This window comes from Pedobacter miscanthi (assembly GCF_003315595.1).
In the GTDB taxonomy this organism is placed as follows: Bacteria; Bacteroidota; Bacteroidia; order Sphingobacteriales; family Sphingobacteriaceae; genus Pedobacter; species Pedobacter miscanthi.
On the sequence record NZ_QNQU01000028.1, the window covers coordinates 13,438 to 30,029 of the forward strand.

Sequence of the window (16,592 nt, forward strand, 5' to 3'; positions counted from 1 at the left end):
TGAGGCAGATTACAAATCTGCAGTTCGAGCGGTCCGGATTGCAAATGCGGACCAAAAAAATACGGACTAGCAGTTAATTAGCGTTTACCAGGAAATGGGCAATCCGGCAGGTATAACCAGTAGATTTTGGATTGTGGTAATCGCTTACACGTACACTCAATTTATGTTCGCCACCACTTAGTTGATCGCCCAATAACAAATACCAGGGCAGATGTAAACTGGCGCTCCAGGGCGTATATAAATCAATTGTTTTTTCTTCACCACCATCAATACGGTAATGTAATATGCCCGAGTCTGAACCAGATAAAACAGCAATACCTACGGCGTTACCTTTAAAAACTAAATCGAAGGTGCTGTTTCTTGTACTGCTCTCCAATACAGGGATGTTTACAAAACCTGGCCTTGCCTCCAGTCCATCGGTTGGTTTCCAGTTTTTGTTAATGCTAAAAGTATTTAAATTCTCGGCAGCAGTAATATTTACATACTGACCTTTGGTGTATGCAAATTTATCGATGATTTTCGGAAGGCTCGTATTCGCTTTTCTCTCCGTATTTTTCTGGTTTTCCTCTAAAAAAGTTTTAATCGTATTAAAATAAACCTGCTGACCGAAAGGTGAGGGGTGAACGTCTTTAAAATCGCCCGCCCAGGTAAATTCTTTGTTTGCAATACGTTTATCAACCTCTAAAGCCAGGTTTATAAAAGGTAAATGATAATATTCGGCCAGATCGCTGTGTACTTTTACTTCGGTTGGGATTTTACCGTTATCGAAATCTTTGTTTTTATCTTCTTCGGCAAAAGCCATTAATACGATATTGGTTTTTGAGTTTTTGGAAAGTGTATATCTGATGATGCCTTCTAAAGCACGGCGCTGTGTTTGCTCGGCAGTTTTGTTTACATGGTCGTTAACAGCCGATTCTAAAAATAAGAGGTCTATTTTTCCGCTATCGAGTACATCGCGCTGAAGCCGGAAGGCATGTGGTAAACTGCCTAATGACGGGATGCCTGCATTGATAAATTTAAACTGGTTTTGTGGATAGGTTTTAGTTAAATAATTGCACACCAGGCCTCGCCAGCCTTCCATATTAGTAATGGAGCCACCTAAAAAGGCAATAGTTACGGGCTCTTTTTTGTCAATTTTTTCAGCGAAAGTGCTACTGTAGCCATTAAAAGTGATAAATGAAGCGGATTGCAGTTTGTTTTGCGCAAAACTTTTAGAAATTAAGGCTGTTGCCAATAGCGTTAAGCAAAGAAAAGAGGTTAGTTTCATCGTAATTCGTGTAGCTCAAATGTAATAAAACAAATCATCATTTCGAGCGGACCCGATAGCTATCCTACCATGTGGACACATCTTTTTAAGACGCTATACTAGCTTGCTTTAAAAAACAAAGAGGTTTTACCGAAGAACGCCAGTCAATCCCAAGTGCAGGGGAATCAAAAAAACAGTTGCAAAATAGAACAATTAGCACCTCCAAACATGAAATGCAGTGGTTTTGTGCTGTTTTAGACGAACCGTTAACTAAGTAGTTGCTGCACAAAACAAGGTGCCGCTGTTTTTTTGATGTGCATGGGCCTTGTGTGAGCGCACATTGCTGGATTGACGAAGCGCTTTGGGTACTTTGGCGCTCCAAAGTACCATGCCCCGCGGCATAGGAGCGGGAAAAAAATATTTGTATTTGTGTCCACACGATAGGATAGCTCGGGTGCAACGAAGTCGAGAACCACGTAGTGCTCAGCGAAGCTAAATCTATCGAGCAGTTAGAACGGAGATTCATAAACTGCAACATCATTAAAAGAGCAATTTACGGCTACTATTGAGGCTTCTTTCCGTTTTACTTCGTGTTCACTTCAATCGGGTCTGGATGGCCTGGCCTGTATGAAGATGACCGGCCAGGCGATTATAAATGATTCTGATCTTTTTGAGTGCTTACAACTTTGGGCAACAGCCTCTGTTAATAAACCCGGTAGGAGCGTGCATCCCGATTTAAGTACTGCTTTATGTTATGTTTTAGTGCTTGCTTGTTTCACAGGTTTTCTATCGGGATAAAGCGGATAACGGGGCTGCTGCCTCCGAAGAATTACCGAACCATCATTTTCAAAAATAGAATATCATCACTTTTAAGCCGTAATGCTCTTCTTCCTCCTAAACCTTTTCATCTGCCCCATATGCTCGGTAGGTATGGTATCGCCCAGTAATTTACCCCAGGGTTTTAATCCGTCTATGCGGTCGAAAATGATTTTTAGCACGGCAATAAAAGGAATGGACAGGAACATACCGGGTATGCCCCAGAGTGCGGCACCCATTAATACGATTACAATAGAAATCAAAGCATTGATCTGTACTTTGCTCGAAACAATACGCGGCACCAGAATATTATTATCAATAAACTGGATTAAAGCATAAGCGCCAATAATTAATAATTGAGTGGTAAAACCATCTTTAGTTAGGGTGGCCATTAATACTGGCAAGGCAATGGCAATAATGCCACCTATATAAGGCAAAAGGTTTAATATGGCACCGATAACGCCAATTAAAATGGCATTTGGCACACCCAATATAAGCAGCGCTGCAGAATTCATTATTGCAACAATGGAAGTTTCGATCAGCAAACCAACAATATAGCTTTGAATGGCTGCTTTGGTTTCGCCCAAAATTTCGGCAACCTTTTGTTTGTTCTCTTCTGAAAATACTTCGTAAATAAAGTTCAGGATAAGTGTTTTATACAGTAATATTAAAAAAGTATAAACGGGAATCAGGAAAATAACGCTTAAAACGCCCATTAGTCCATTAATGGTTTGGCCAATCAAGGCTTTGCTGCCGTTTGCAGCATCATTAACCATCTGCATCTGCTTTTGGGTAGAAATACCAAAGCTTGTTTGCAGCCAGTTTTTTATTTCCCCGAGCAATTGCGATAATTTATGTTTAATGCTATCCAGGTCATCAAAAAAGTGTGCCACCTGGGATGACAGAAAATAAAACACGCCAATTACAACAATTAAACCAATCAGCATAGAAAGGATGATGCTCAATATTCTTGGCATTTTTCTTTCGAAACGGTTGGTAAGCGGATTAAGCAGAATGGCAATTAAGGTCGCAAAGGCCAGTGGCACTAAAATATCTCTTAGTACGCTCAGCATAAAAACTGCAATTACCAATCCCAGCAGGATTACAGGAGCTTTGATGTAAAATGGGTAGGTTTTATTCATATTCTGTAGGTTCGTCCGTTCAACAACCATAATGTAACAAAATTGTTTTAAAGTTTGAATTTTCTTTTAATGGCAATCAGGTATCTTTTTTATTTCAATGATTTGAAATGGCAAAGAATGTTGAGTTATTTTATAAATTTAGCATCGTATTATCTGATAACATTAAAAATCCCCAATGAAAAACTGCTTTTTAGTTACCATCTTTTTATTCTTATTTGCCACAATTACCCGGGCTGCCGAAGTAGACACCGCCTTAACTTATAGCAAATCGATGAAAAAAAATATTAAGGCAGTGGTAATTAAACCCGATAGTTATAAAACAGGTAAATCTTTTCCGGTAATGTACCTGCTGCATGGCGCAGGTGGCAATTATGCCGACTGGATTAAAAATGTACCGGCCATTAAAAATCTGGCCGATATGTATCAGTTTATCATTGTATGCCCGGATGGAAATGTTACCAGCTGGTATTTCGATAGTCCGGTTGATCCCGAATGGAAGTACGAAACTTATGTTGCCAAAGAGCTGGTAGGTTATATAGATGAGCATTATAAAACCATTGCCGAGAAAAAGGGGAGGGCAATAACGGGTTTAAGTATGGGCGGACATGGGGCACTTTACCTGGCCATTAAACACCAGGATATTTTTGGTGCAGCAGGCAGCATGAGCGGTGGTGTGGATATTAAACCTTTCCCGAACGGGTGGAATATCCCAAAAAGGTTAGGGGCAGAAGACGAATTTCCTGAACGTTGGAAACAGCATAGCGTAATTGATCTGATTTACCTGATCAAACCTAAATCATTAGCCCTAATTATCGATTGTGGTGTAGATGATTTTTTTTATAAGGCTAATGTACGCCTGCATGATGAACTGATATACAATAATATTCCGCACGATTTTACTACAAGGCCAGGCGCACATAACTGGGAATATTGGTCAAATGCGATAAAATTTCAAGGGGCATTTATGAATAATTTCTTCCAGAAACCTTAGGCAACAAGGTGTGTACCCACTTTATCAATCAGGTTGTTGATATCGAAGGGTTTGGCTATAAAATCATTTGGATGGCAATAGCGGTCGTTCATATCGCCTAAATTATGACTGGCTGATATCATAATTACCGGTATATGATCTGTAGATTTATTTTTTTTGAGCAGATTGCAAAGGTCGCGGCCATCTAAAACCCCCAGCATCACATCAAGTAAAATTAAATCAGGTTTAAAATCAGCAACGCGCTGGTTTAGTTTGGTAGCATCCCATAAACCATTAACTTCGTAGCCCTCTGTTCCTAAGATCAGTTCTATTACCTCCAGTATCTCCCTGTTATCATCGACTACCAATATCTTTTTCATTTCCTTATCTTATAAATGCAGACTAACCTATTGTAAATAAGTAGGTTCTGTATTGTTAACAAAGACTTTAGTTAAAAAGTTTCGATTTTTTTATAATCATTTATAATTACCATGCCGGCTCTGCTGTTGAAGCCTGGGATAAGCTGTGGTTTCAATCATACGTGATGCACTGAAATTAATACATCATTTGGGCGAAAAAATTAACTTTTAGATTACATGAAAAATAAAGACTTAGTATATTTTTGGCCGTTCTCGAAATGTTATTCATAAAGCAGGAAACGAAGATTTAAAACCAAAAATGAAATACTTAGTCAAAGAAATCAGTGAAGGGAATTGCGATATCACGTTATTACCGGAAAACCTGAACGACAGAAATCTTTTAGCCGAAACGACAAAAAGTCTTCAGCACGATGATCAGAAAACTATCCAGGCGCATTACGAACATGCTTTAAAAAACCAGGTTCACGGAAATGCCGCATTTGTATCCTTAAATAATGAGGAAAGCAATTATCCGAAAAGAGTAAATGTAAACTATCAGATTATATTGAGTTAATCAGATATTTTTTTGAAGAAAAAGCTTTCATTATGGTAATGGAAGCCTTTTTTGTTTCCTTCCAGTACCTTCATTTCGAGCGGAGTGCAACGCAGCCGAGAACCCGAAGGCTCAGCGAAGCTAAATCTATCTTGAGGTAAATCGCTCCCTTCCCAATGTTGGCGGGCGCTTCACTGCATTTCGATTGAGAGGATGGCCATCTTTATTAAAGTATATCAGCGTAATTTAATAGAGAAATCTTTATGTGTTTTTTGAGGCTCTTTGGCAAGAAAGATATTAGCGACCATTAAAGAGCCTATTTATTGTTCTAAAGCGAAGTTGAAATACCAGTCCCGGCCTATTTATAAGCAGGGATTTTTTTGTTTTTTTTTGAAAATGTACGGTCTGTATTTCATAGGTGCTGTTGTCCCGCCATCGCTTATAGTCCTCGTTTCGCTGCGCTTCACTGTGGGCTATCCGCTCTGTCGGGTTTATTAACAAAGGTCTGTTCTCATGCCTGAACTAAATTCTAAAAAAAACATCAATAAGTTTAAAACCCGATGGCTCTGCTAAGCAAAATCTGTCAGGCTTATTAACAGTGGCCTGTTCTTAAAATCTGCGCTATTTTTCTGCTAAATCTGCGGGAAACAAAAATCAAGGGTAAATTTTCCGTAATAGTATTCATTAAGATGGCATTAACTATTACATCGGGCTGTTAAATTTTTAAAGCGCAGATTTTTTTCTAAATTGCTGCCATGAAACACCTCATCTCATCTCTTTTACTTTTATCCGGGCTCGCTTCTTTTGCTCAGGATACTAAAACGATTAACCAATCCGGAAATCCGATTTTTCAAGGTTGGTACGCAGATCCTGATGCTGCTATTTTTAACAATAAGTATTGGGTTTATCCAACATATTCGGCCAGGTACAAAGAACAGGTATTTTTGGATGCCTTTTCATCAGACGATTTGGTGAAATGGAAAAAACATCCTCATATTTTGGATACTGCAGCTGTAAAATGGGCTAATAAAGCCATGTGGGCACCTTCAATTGTGCAAAAAGATAAAAAATATTACCTCTTTTTCGGTGCCAACGATATTCAGAACGATAATGAAAAAGGAGGGATCGGGGTAGCGGTTGCCGATAAACCTGAAGGTCCTTATAAAGATCATTTGGGTAAGCCACTGGTTGATAAATTTTACAATGGTGCGCAACCTATCGATCAGTTTGTGTTTAAAGATAAAGATGGCCAGTATTATTTAATTTATGGTGGCTGGAAACATTGCAACATTGCCAAATTGAATAAAGATTTTAATGGTTTTGTACCTTTTGAAGATGGAACTACCTTTAAAGAAATTACACCCGATAATTATGTAGAAGGGCCATATATGTTTATCAGGAATGGTAAATACTATTTTATGTGGAGCGAGGGCGGCTGGACAGGTCCTGATTATTCTGTAGCTTATGCTGTGGGCGATTCGCCATTTGGTCCTTTTAAACGGGTAGGAAAAATCTTAAAACAGGATCCGGCAATTGCTACAGGAGCAGGTCACCATTCCGTAATTATCAACGAGAAAAAAGGGCAGTATTATATTGTTTATCACCGCAGGCCTTTAACCGAAACTGATGGAAATCATCGTGTAACCTGTATTGATGAAATGAAATTTGATGCAGATGGAAACATTCTTCCTGTAAAAATTACAAACGAAGGTGTTAAAGCACAAAAAGTAAAATAATTAATGCTGCTGGAAATGTTATTCCGTTTCCAGCAGCATTTCACTTTCTTCCAAAACCTTTTTGGCCTGCTTTTTATTAAGGCTGTTAAATCCCCAGGTACATAATAAAAGCATGCAGGCAAGTCCTAACCAAAGCCAGTTATAACCCAGGTTTTCTGCCACCAAAAAACCAACATAGGGTCCGGCAAGCTGCGCAAACGACCAGCTTAAGGTATAACCCGCTGCATACAGGCCCCTGTTGTGCTCGTTACTCCTGCTAATTACGATGGTATTGATAAAAGGTAGGGTTAACATTTCTCCAATGGTAAAAACAACAATAGTGAGTATGGCCATTACCACGTGAAAACTTACCGGGGCACTTAATATCACATAAGAACAGGCAAACAGAACAGCACCGATGATGATAAAAAACATGGGTGATCTTTTGGCTTCAATTTTATTGATCATCACCATTTCGAAAAGGGCTATTACCGCTCCATTGATGCCGATAATAATGCCGATAGCAAATTCATCAATATGCCATTCCTGTTTAAAAAATACCGGTACAATCCTGAACATTAAAAAAGCGCAGGTAATAAATATGGTGGTTAATAGGATAAATTTTACATAAAAAGCATCGTTCCATGGCTTCAAAATAACCATACTACTGGCTGTTTCCTTCGCTTTTTTAATGAATCCTTTTACCTGTGGCAAAAATGTTAAGATTAATAGGCCCACAATAATGCTTACCACCCCTTCTACAATAAAAAGCAACCTGTAATTGATAGAGGCAATTATACCTGCAAAACTAATGCCTACAGACCAGCCCATATTTGTTGCCAGCCGGTTTAACGAGTACGATCTTGTTACGGTACCTTCTGCGGCGTAATGGGCAACTGCCGTAAAATTGGCCGGACGGAATGCTTCAGAGAAAAAACTGATTATAACTGCTAAAATACAAAGGCTGTAAAAATGGGTTAAGGTAGAGAATAAAATAAACAACAGGCCACTTACTACCGAAGACAGTACCTGTACCGGTCGGAAACCGATCATATCGGTTAATTTACCGCCAGTTGCCGAACCAAGAACAGAGCCTACGCCGAACAAAATGATAATCAAGCCTGCATCTGTTACCGATCTGTGTAAACTTTGGGTAACAAATAGCCCCATAAACGGCACAGACATGCTTCCGAACCTGTTAAATAGGATCACAAAGCTCAGTAGCCAGGTTTCCCTGCTTAATCCACTGAAAGAGGTTTTGTATGTATGGTAAATAGCGGTAAACATAGATGGTGGTGTAGGATTTCAAAAATAGGAAATGCAGAAGCGAATACCACTCCTCTCTTAGTAATAGTTTTGAAATAAAATGAATGAATCCATATTCCATAGGCCAATAATTTTTATTAGAATTGTTCTCCATAAATTACCGCTATGTTTATCGAAAACGCTCAACAACTAACTGATTGCCCATTCTTAACGATTGTCAGGGGATATCATGATCCAAAATCTCCCAACAAAAATGTTGATGAGCAATATCCCCAGCAGGAGAAAATTTTTCTCAATATCTTTCAAATCGGATTGTTCGAAACCTATCACTTTTTATATAGCGAATGCCGGGGCGATGAACATTTTAAAAACTGGATTATCGGACTAAAAGGTGCTGATTTTTATCAACAGGCCAGTTTAAAATTTAACCAATGGTATCAGGGTGAGGGGAATGCTGCAAATACTTCTTTTGTTAGTATTTTAAGCGAAGCACAACACCGGTTTTGGGAGGAAAACGGCTATATAAAAATAGAAGGGTTAATTGATGCGGAACGCTGTAATGCGGTAACCGGGCTGATTAACGAAACACTTGGCGTTGATATATCGAATCCCCAAACCTGGTACAACGATCATCAGCTTCTTCAGGGACTAATGCTTCAGCTTTATCAGCACGAAACACTTGATCATATCCGAAATGATGAGCGCTTAAAAGCTGTTTTTGCAAGTTTGTATGGCTTAGATGCCTTATTGCCAAATTGCGAAAAGGTAAGTTTTAATCCACCCGTAAACGGAAATTTTACCTTTAAGGGGAGTCCGCTGCATTGGGATATCGATTTTAACATTGGTCCCCAATATTACATACAGGGTTTACTTTATTTAAATGATGTACCCGTAAACCGTGGTCCTTTTAGCCTTATACCCGGTTATCACCATAAAATAGAAGCAGAACTGCAGCATAAAGATCCAAAAATCTTGATTGAAGAGCTAAAAGAACAGAATCTTTCCATTCCGGTTACCGGTAAACAAGGGGATTTGATTTTGTGGTTGCAGGCTATTCCGCATGCAGCTACACCCAATTGTTCGGATTTGCCCAGGTATGTGCAGTATTTAAGCTTTAATCGCTATTAACCACCTTCAATAATCATATAAATGCAAATAATAGAACTAAGGGAAGAATTAAGACGCATTAGCGAAGAGATTTTAAAACCTGGAGACTTTCACCACACACTTGCTCCCGCCATAACCGATTATGCAGCTTTGTTATCAAAAATCGTAAACATTGATAGTAATGACGAGCAGCATCGAAAACATGTGCAAAGCGAAATGGGGCAAGCTATAGGTACATTCTGGGCGGCGCAATGTGTTAAAGAGGTTTTAAGGACGCAGCGCTTTGTAAGGAGTTTATACCTTGCAATCAAGGAAAAATTAGACCAAAAACCTAAACCGGTTCAGGTTATATATGCAGGTACAGGACCCTTTGCAGCTTTGGCATTACCGGTTATGATGCATTTTAGCCCCTCAGAAGTTCAGTTTACTTTATTGGAGATTAACCCGCAAACTTTTAACCTGCTGCAGGAAATACTGGATGCATTTGGTGTAAGAGAATATATAAAAAAGTGCGAAATCGCAGATGCAACCCTTTATCAGGTTGAAGATACAGATATTGATATCGTTTTAAGCGAAACCATGAGCAGGGCACTTATAAAAGAGCCACAAGTTGCCATTATGCTTAACTTTGCAAAACAGTTGCCCTCAGATGTGATTTTTTTACCGGAAGAAATAAGTGTTGGTTTAAGCACCTTGCAAAAAAGTGACATCAAGCCGAAGCTCATAAAGAGCCTGATGGTGTTTAATACTTCTCTAAGGCAAAAACTTGTTAATCAAACCAACGGAACTAACTGGCAATTTGATGAAGTAATTGTTGAAAATAATGTCGAAAAAGATGAGCAGTTATATTTTTCTACTGAAATTAAAGTATATAAAGATAATTTTTTAGGTTTTAACGATTGTTCTCTAAACTTACTGGAAAGATTAAAAACCGAGAAACTAAACCCTGAAAGCTTAAAATTCAGGTATACACTAAAGGAAATGCCCGGATTCCTGATTTATTAACGTATAGAAGCGAATAATGCATGCTTTAGAATTAAGTTGATCGTTTTTAATGTTAAACGGCCAACTTATTTCCGAACAGATTTTTATTTCCCTACTTTTTCATCAACTTTGCTGCATCAGAACAAATATGCCGCCCGAGAAAAGAATCCCTAAAGCACCCGTAACCAGAAAACCTGGCGTAAAAAAAACTGTTACCCGAAAGCCTGCAGCCAATAAAAAAAAGAAAAGTGTTTTATCTATTCAGCTTAAATTATTTCTTGTAGGGGTATTATTGGTTTTACTTTCGCCGCTCTATTATGGTTATGTGTTGAGGAGTTTTGTAGGTACATGGCGCTGGATTAAAGACTGGGGCCAGGATCCGAATTACCGCACATACGAGAGTTTTAATATCAAAATCCCAAAAAAATATACCATTCACGGAATAGATGTTTCTTATTACCAGGGCAAAATAAACTGGCAGAAGGTAAAAGAAATGAAAGAGGATGATGTGAACATCAGTTTTGCATTTATCAAGGCCACAGAAGGTTTATTGCTGGTTGATCCGTATTTTCAACGCAACTGGCGCGAAGCACCAAAAGCAGGTATTATCTGCGGAGCCTATCATTTTTTAAGACCTAAAAAAGATGGAAAAACACAGGCAAAGTTCTTTTTGCAAGTGGTAAACATCGAGAAAGGGGATTTACCTCCGGTAGTTGATATTGAAACACTCGATGGCGTTTCTCCTTTAAAAATGAGGGCAGAACTCTCTGATTTCCTTAATTATGTAGAGCTAAAAACCAAAGTTAGACCAATTATTTACACCGGACTTAAATTTTACAAGGATTATTTAACTGATTTTTTTGATGATTATCCCCTGTGGATTGCTCATTATTATCAGCCGAAGTTACGATTGGATAACAGCCGCTGGAAATTTTGGCAACATTCTGATAAAGCAAAAATTAACGGTATTGGCCATGTGGTCGATTTTAATGCTTTTAATGGAGATAGTACGGCGCTTAGCAAGATATTGGTTCACTAGAGGGTCAATTGTTAGGTTAAATTGCTAGATTGTTTTATTGTTAAATCGATAGCTCCTGTTTGATCATTGCAATTTGGATATTGATCATTAGCTATGGCGGTTGATTGTTTAAACCGGTTAACTGTAATTTAAATTGCTAGATTGTTTTATTGTTAAATCGATAGCTCCTGTTTGATCATTGCAATTTGGATATTGATCATTAGCTGCGGTGGTTAATTGTTTAAACCGGTTAATTGTAACTTAAACTGCTAGATTGTTTTATTGTTAAATCGATAGCTCCTGTTTGATCATTGCAATTTGGATATTGATCATTGGCTGTGGTGGTTGATTGTTTAAACCGGTTAATTGTAACTTAAACTGCTAGATTGTTTATTGTTAAATCGATAGCTCCTGTTTGATCATTGCAATTTGGATATTGATCATTAGCTGTGGTGGTTAATTTTTAAAATCGGTTAACTGTTACCATGAATCCCGTTATCCTGAACTTATTTCAGTATCCATTCCACCCCTTAATAACTGCACATCTCAATAAAATCCGACGGTAGCCTGATTCGGCACCAGACAGGAAAACGAATAAACAAATGACTAATGAACTAAACCACCCATTGATCACATTTTTCTAAGAAAAACTCATCAGCTTCAGCACCAATTCCGATTTCTTCAGGAACATCCAAAAAGTATCCGTTATACGTTAATCCGCCAACCACAGGATCAACTAAATGGCCCAATAAGGCCGTATCAAGATCGAAAAATTCTACATTCGGGCTTGCCAATGCAAAATGAAGGTTGGCACTTAAAGCAAGCCTGCTTTCGAGCATACTGCCGATCATACATTTTACGCCTCTTTGTAAGGCTTCTTCATGTATTTTTTGTGCTTCTAAAATTCCGCCTGATTTCGAAAATTTAATATTTAAGTAAGTGGTAGACTGGTTGTTAATCAGTTTTCGGGCATCGTGGTGGTTATAACAGCTTTCGTCGGCCATTAGTTTAATTGGCGAATTTACATTCAGTTCGGGCAGTTTATCATCATACCAGGTCCGCATGGGTTGTTCGCAAAATTCGATGTTGTATTTTTCCAGTTCGCCTAGGGCAAATAAAGCATCATCAAAACTCCAGCCTTGGTTGGCATCCAAACGCAGCGTTAGTTCTTCGCCCACCGCTTCGCGGATGTGTTTTACCCTTTCTATATCATCGTGTACCTTTTTGCCCAGCTTAATTTTAATAATCCGGCATCCCTGGCTTTTATATTTCAAAGCCGTAGCAGCCATTCCTTCGGGTGTATCAATCCCAATCGTCATATCAGTTTCGATGGTCCGTTTTTGTCCACCCAGGAATTTATAAAGCGGTAATCCGGCATTCTTGGCGGCAATATCAAATAATGCCATATCAAAAGCACTTTTAATGGTGTTGTTATGATCGGCATAACCCAGTAAATCGTTCATCCTTTCAGGAATCTCCAGAGGATCTTTGCCTTTTAAAATCGCCGCGAAATCTTTAGCCATGGCAATACAGGTTTCCTGCGTTTCGCCCACAATCATCGGGAAAGCAGAGCATTCGCCGGTGCCGTGGATACCCGCATCGGTAAAAATCCTGATCAGTACATTTTGCGCAAAATGCATGGTTCCTGTTGCAATTACAAAGGGCTCCATTGGGATACTGAAGCGGTATATTTCGGTGTGGGTGATTTTCATTTTTTACGGTTGAAGGTTTAAGCTTGGGGGTAAAAGGTGTAAGGTTTATGGATTGTCTAATTCGAAACGTTGCCTGTCTTGTTCTATCATTGCCTTTAATTCTTCTTCTTTAGGTAAATACAATAGATATTTACTGGCGAACAGGTGGTTTTTATCACTTAAAACGGAATATTTTACAATTGTTTCATCTTTTTCGGTACAAAGTAACAAACCAATGGTTGGATTGTCGCCCTCGTTTCTTTTTAAATCATCGAACATCCTAACATACATATCAATTTGGCCAATATCCTGATGACTTAAACTTGTGGTTTTAAGATCTATAATCACAAAACATTTTAAAATGTAGTTGTAGAATACAAGATCGATGTAAAAGTCAGATGTATCTGTAACAATGTGCTGTTGGCGGGCAACGAAAGCAAAACCTTTTCCAAATTCCAATAAAAATTTTTGAAGATGATTTATAATCGCAGGTTCTAAACTTTTCTCTGTGTTTTTAATATCAGGATTCAATCCTAAAAATTCAAAAATATAAGGGTCTTTAATATAATCCTGAATATTGGGTTGGATTTTTATTTCTTTAGGTTCCGTTATAGCCCTTTCATACGATAGGGAATTAATCTGTCTCTGTAGTTGTCTGCTGTTCCAATTAGATGTTATAGATCCATTAATGTAGAATTGCCTTTTTTTGTCAGAATCTAATCGTGATAGAAGCCGGTAATGCGTCCAGCTCAATTCAGTACGCAATGCGTACCAAATTGGAAATGCAGTATAAAAGGAGCGCATATTATTCAAATTTCTTTCATCAAACCCCTTTCCAAACTCTAGAGTTAATTGAACAGAAAGGTTTTTCAAAGTTGCCTTTCCATAATCTGCGCGGATTTTTCCCTGCTGTTCATTTTCAATAATAAGCTTTCCAATTTGCCAATACGATTCCAGCAGCGCCGAATTTGCAGCACGGAATACTTTTAAGCGAGCTTGATTAATAACCTCCCTTATGTCATTAAATAACCCGTTAGTGGTCAATTCCATTCATTAAGTAGATTTCCAACTAAAGTATAAAAACAAAAACTAAATAGAAACAGGTTTGTAGATTATTAATAGATTTACGCCTCAAATTAAAATTCCATTTTCCCGCTTACATTTTACATCACCAGCCATGTCTGAAACCAATAGTTTAATCCACGCCTCATCTCCATATTTATTGCAGCATGCCCATAATCCGGTTAACTGGTATGAATGGGGGCAGGAGGCGTTAGAAAAGGCTAAAGCAGAAAACAAATTAATATTAGTGAGTATAGGCTATTCGGCCTGCCATTGGTGCCACGTAATGGAGCGCGAAAGTTTCGAAAACCATGAGGTTGCCGAAGTGATGAACAGGCATTTCGTTTGTATCAAGGTTGATCGTGAGGAACGCCCGGATATTGACCAGATTTATATGTATGCCATCCAGTTGATGACCGGTAGTGGTGGTTGGCCACTAAACTGTATCTGTTTGCCTGACCAACGCCCGATTTACGGCGGAACCTATTTCAGGAAAAACGACTGGATCAATATTCTCGAAAATGTAGCTGCACTTTGGGCAAACGAACCAGATAAAGCTATTCAATACGCCGAACGTTTAACTTCGGGCATTAAAGACAGCGAAAAAATAATCGCTGCGCCCCAAACAGAAGCATACACAAATGAACACCTTACCGAAATAATCGAACCCTGGAAACGCCATTTCGATATTGGGTATGGCGGATATAACCGTGCCCCAAAATTTCCTTTGCCCAATAACTGGGTGTTTTTATTGCGTTATGGCTTTTTAAAAGATGATGAATCGGTTTTTACTGCCGTTTGCCATACGCTTGAAGAAATGAGCAGGGGAGGTATTTATGACCAGATTGGCGGAGGTTTTGCACGTTATTCGGTTGATGATAAATGGCATGTACCGCATTTCGAAAAAATGCTTTACGATAATGCACAACTGATCAGTTTATACGCAGAAGCTTATCAATGCACCAAATTCAATTCTTTTAAACAAACTGCTGTAGAAACCATAAACTGGGTTTTTGATGAAATGACTTCGGCCGATGGCTTGTTTTATTCGGCGTTAGATGCAGATAGCGAAGGGGTTGAAGGTAAATTTTATGTTTGGGATAAGGCTGAATTTGATCAGGTTTTAGGTGAAGATGCTCAATTATTAGGCGCTTATTATAACGTTACCGAAGAGGGGAACTGGGAAGAGGAACAAACCAATATTTTGCGAAAAACCATAAGTGATGATGAATTACTCGCCAAATTCGATATCGAAGCTGAGGTGCTTTATGATAAGATAAAATCGGCCAAAGCAAAATTAATGGCTGTGCGGAGCAAAAGGGTTCGTCCGGGTTTGGATGATAAATGTTTAACCGCGTGGAATGGCATGATGATTAAAGCCCTTGCCGATGCCGCTACGATTTTAAACCATAATTTGTATTACGAAAGAGCATCTGCTGCGGCAAGCTTTATCTTAAACAACCTCAAATCAGAAAAAGGCAGATTATACCGCAATTATAAAAATGGAAAAGCATCAATAACCGGATTTTTGGATGATTATGCTTTCTTTATTGAAGCTTTAATTGCCTTGTACGAATACGATTTTGACGAAAAATGGTTGGATGAAGCAAAATTACTGACTGATTATGTAATTGCAAATTTTAGTGATGCAGATTCGCCAATGTTCTTTTATACCTCTGCCGAAAGTGAAGATTTAATTGCCCGAAAACACGAAGTAATGGACAATGTAATTCCGGCTTCAAACTCTACCATGGCGCAGAACCTGGCAAAACTGGCTTTACTTTTCGATATTGATCTTTATACCGAAAAAGCGGCGGCAATGCTTGCTGCGGTACAGCCGAAAATTAAAACCTACGGCTCGGCCTATTCTAACTGGGCCATTCAATTGCTGAACGAAATTTATGGCATCAACGAAATTGCCATTACGGGTTTAGAAACCGATGTGGTTAAATTAGAATTAAGCGGCCATTATATTCCGAACAAAATTACATTGGGCGGAACAAAAAGTAACTTACCACTGTTAAAAGGTAAGCAAAGCAATGAAACAAAAGTTTATATTTGCCGAAATAAAGTATGCCAGTTGCCGGTTAACACTGTTGAGGACGCATTAGAGTATTTACAATAAATTAATTTAAATGAATATTTCACCAAACTCTGTAGTAGCGTTAACTTACGAATTGCATACTACTAACGAAGAAGGACAACAAGTTTTTGTAGAAAAAGCTGACGAACAAAATCCTTTAGTATTTTTATATGGCGTTGGCATGATGTTGCCTAAATTTGAAGAGCATTTAACCGGTTTAAAAACTGGTGATGAGTATGGCTTCGAGCTATCTGCTGCAGATGGTTATGGCGATATTGATCCGGGTGCTTTTGCCGACCTTCCAAAAACGATGTTTACTGAAGCTGGTGGCGAGTTGCCAAATGTTGGTGATGTAATTCCTTTACAGGATAACAATGGTAACCAGTTCAGAGCTGGTGTTACTGCTGTACATGATGAAACCATTTCAGTTGATTTAAATCACCCAATGGCTGGTAAAAACTTATTGTTCAGCGGTGTAATTTTGAATGTACGCGAAGCTACTCAAGATGAATTGGCTCATGGCCATGCACACGGTGCTGATGGTCACTCAGGTCACTAATCAACAGATATAAATGATTTT

Annotated in this window: 14 protein-coding genes; 8 read left to right on the forward strand and 6 right to left on the reverse strand. The window is 38.6% G+C overall.

Going from position 1 to position 16,592, the window contains the following annotated elements; genetic code table 11:
• Positions 1-73: 73 nt before the first annotated feature.
• Entirely contained in the window at positions 74-1,267 is a 1,194-nt protein-coding gene (locus DRW42_RS24200; RefSeq protein WP_113951450.1) for an SGNH/GDSL hydrolase family protein, read from the reverse strand.
• Positions 1,268-2,115: 848 nt separating this feature from the next.
• Entirely contained in the window at positions 2,116-3,204 is a 1,089-nt protein-coding gene (locus DRW42_RS24205; RefSeq protein ID WP_113951503.1) for an AI-2E family transporter, read from the reverse strand.
• Between the two features lie 175 nt (positions 3,205-3,379).
• Between DRW42_RS24205 and DRW42_RS24210 the strand changes: the two genes are divergently transcribed.
• On the forward strand, positions 3,380-4,195 hold the full coding sequence (locus DRW42_RS24210; RefSeq protein ID WP_113951451.1) for an alpha/beta hydrolase: 816 nt from the start codon (positions 3,380-3,382) through the stop codon (positions 4,193-4,195).
• On the opposite strand, the gene DRW42_RS24215 is transcribed toward DRW42_RS24210, so the two are convergent.
• Complete coding sequence (locus tag DRW42_RS24215; protein ID WP_113951452.1) at positions 4,192-4,554, reverse strand: response regulator; 363 nt, start codon at positions 4,552-4,554, stop codon at positions 4,192-4,194. The two genes, DRW42_RS24210 and DRW42_RS24215, sit on opposite strands and share 4 nt — an antisense overlap.
• Positions 4,555-4,852: 298 nt before the next feature.
• Between DRW42_RS24215 and DRW42_RS24220 the strand changes: the two genes are divergently transcribed.
• Both DRW42_RS24220 and DRW42_RS24225 read left to right on the forward strand, forming a co-directional pair.
• The gene (locus tag DRW42_RS24220; protein ID WP_113951453.1) at positions 4,853-5,107 is read left to right on the forward strand and encodes a hypothetical protein; all 255 of its coding nucleotides are present in this window, start codon (positions 4,853-4,855) and stop codon (positions 5,105-5,107) included.
• 734 nt (positions 5,108-5,841) lie between these two features.
• Entirely contained in the window at positions 5,842-6,822 is a 981-nt protein-coding gene (locus tag DRW42_RS24225; protein ID WP_113951454.1) for a glycoside hydrolase family 43 protein, read from the forward strand.
• An 18-nt stretch (positions 6,823-6,840) separates the two neighbouring features.
• On the opposite strand, the gene DRW42_RS24230 is transcribed toward DRW42_RS24225, so the two are convergent.
• Positions 6,841-8,088 carry an MFS transporter gene (locus tag DRW42_RS24230; RefSeq protein WP_113951455.1) on the reverse strand — a complete coding sequence of 416 codons (1,248 nt, stop codon included), beginning with the start codon at positions 8,086-8,088 and terminating at the stop codon, positions 6,841-6,843.
• 144 nt (positions 8,089-8,232) lie between these two features.
• Here DRW42_RS24230 and DRW42_RS24235 point away from each other — a divergent pair, with 144 nt between their 5' ends.
• Genes DRW42_RS24235 through DRW42_RS24245 form a run of 3 tightly spaced genes read left to right on the forward strand, consistent with a single transcriptional unit; the run spans position 8,233 to position 11,197 of the window.
• Positions 8,233-9,195 (forward strand): phytanoyl-CoA dioxygenase family protein, encoded by a 963-nt coding sequence (locus DRW42_RS24235; protein ID WP_113951456.1) that lies wholly within the window; start codon positions 8,233-8,235, stop codon positions 9,193-9,195.
• 21 nt (positions 9,196-9,216) lie between these two features.
• Positions 9,217-10,179, forward strand: coding sequence for an SAM-dependent methyltransferase (locus DRW42_RS24240; RefSeq protein ID WP_113951457.1), 963 nt, complete (start codon positions 9,217-9,219; stop codon positions 10,177-10,179).
• Between the two features lie 49 nt (positions 10,180-10,228).
• Positions 10,229-11,197: a glycoside hydrolase family 25 protein gene (locus DRW42_RS24245; RefSeq protein WP_244215364.1), complete on the forward strand. Its 969-nt coding sequence runs from the start codon at positions 10,229-10,231 to the stop codon at positions 11,195-11,197.
• Between the two features lie 593 nt (positions 11,198-11,790).
• Here the strand turns inward: DRW42_RS24245 and DRW42_RS24250 are convergent.
• Positions 11,791-12,888, reverse strand: coding sequence for a mandelate racemase/muconate lactonizing enzyme family protein (locus DRW42_RS24250; protein WP_113951459.1), 1,098 nt, complete (start codon positions 12,886-12,888; stop codon positions 11,791-11,793).
• 45 nt (positions 12,889-12,933) lie between these two features.
• Entirely contained in the window at positions 12,934-13,917 is a 984-nt protein-coding gene (locus DRW42_RS24255) for a PDDEXK nuclease domain-containing protein (RefSeq protein WP_113951460.1), read from the reverse strand.
• Positions 13,918-14,044: 127 nt separating this feature from the next.
• Here DRW42_RS24255 and DRW42_RS24260 point away from each other — a divergent pair, with 127 nt between their 5' ends.
• Positions 14,045-16,054, forward strand: a complete 2,010-nt coding sequence (locus DRW42_RS24260) for a thioredoxin domain-containing protein (protein WP_113951461.1) — start codon at positions 14,045-14,047, stop codon at positions 16,052-16,054.
• A gap of 10 nt (positions 16,055-16,064) precedes the next feature.
• Positions 16,065-16,571 carry an FKBP-type peptidyl-prolyl cis-trans isomerase gene (locus DRW42_RS24265; protein ID WP_113951462.1) on the forward strand — a complete coding sequence of 169 codons (507 nt, stop codon included), beginning with the start codon at positions 16,065-16,067 and terminating at the stop codon, positions 16,569-16,571.
• Positions 16,572-16,592: the final 21 nt, after the last annotated feature.

Excerpts from the sequence above, each read along its gene's own strand:
- DRW42_RS24200 (WP_113951450.1), bottom strand. The coding sequence starts at position 1,267 with ATGAAACTAACCTCTTTTCTTTGCTTAACGCTATTGGCAACAGCCTTA.
- DRW42_RS24205 (WP_113951503.1), bottom strand. The coding sequence starts at position 3,204 with ATGAATAAAACCTACCCATTTTACATCAAAGCTCCTGTAATCCTGCTG.
- DRW42_RS24210 (WP_113951451.1), top strand. The coding sequence starts at position 3,380 with ATGAAAAACTGCTTTTTAGTTACCATCTTTTTATTCTTATTTGCCACA.
- DRW42_RS24215 (WP_113951452.1), bottom strand. The coding sequence starts at position 4,554 with ATGAAAAAGATATTGGTAGTCGATGATAACAGGGAGATACTGGAGGTA.
- DRW42_RS24220 (WP_113951453.1), top strand. The coding sequence starts at position 4,853 with ATGAAATACTTAGTCAAAGAAATCAGTGAAGGGAATTGCGATATCACG.
- DRW42_RS24225 (WP_113951454.1), top strand. The coding sequence starts at position 5,842 with ATGAAACACCTCATCTCATCTCTTTTACTTTTATCCGGGCTCGCTTCT.
- DRW42_RS24230 (WP_113951455.1), bottom strand. The coding sequence starts at position 8,088 with ATGTTTACCGCTATTTACCATACATACAAAACCTCTTTCAGTGGATTA.
- DRW42_RS24235 (WP_113951456.1), top strand. The coding sequence starts at position 8,233 with ATGTTTATCGAAAACGCTCAACAACTAACTGATTGCCCATTCTTAACG.
- DRW42_RS24240 (WP_113951457.1), top strand. The coding sequence starts at position 9,217 with ATGCAAATAATAGAACTAAGGGAAGAATTAAGACGCATTAGCGAAGAG.
- DRW42_RS24245 (WP_244215364.1), top strand. The coding sequence starts at position 10,229 with ATGTTAAACGGCCAACTTATTTCCGAACAGATTTTTATTTCCCTACTT.
- DRW42_RS24250 (WP_113951459.1), bottom strand. The coding sequence starts at position 12,888 with ATGAAAATCACCCACACCGAAATATACCGCTTCAGTATCCCAATGGAG.
- DRW42_RS24255 (WP_113951460.1), bottom strand. The coding sequence starts at position 13,917 with ATGGAATTGACCACTAACGGGTTATTTAATGACATAAGGGAGGTTATT.
- DRW42_RS24260 (WP_113951461.1), top strand. The coding sequence starts at position 14,045 with ATGTCTGAAACCAATAGTTTAATCCACGCCTCATCTCCATATTTATTG.
- DRW42_RS24265 (WP_113951462.1), top strand. The coding sequence starts at position 16,065 with ATGAATATTTCACCAAACTCTGTAGTAGCGTTAACTTACGAATTGCAT.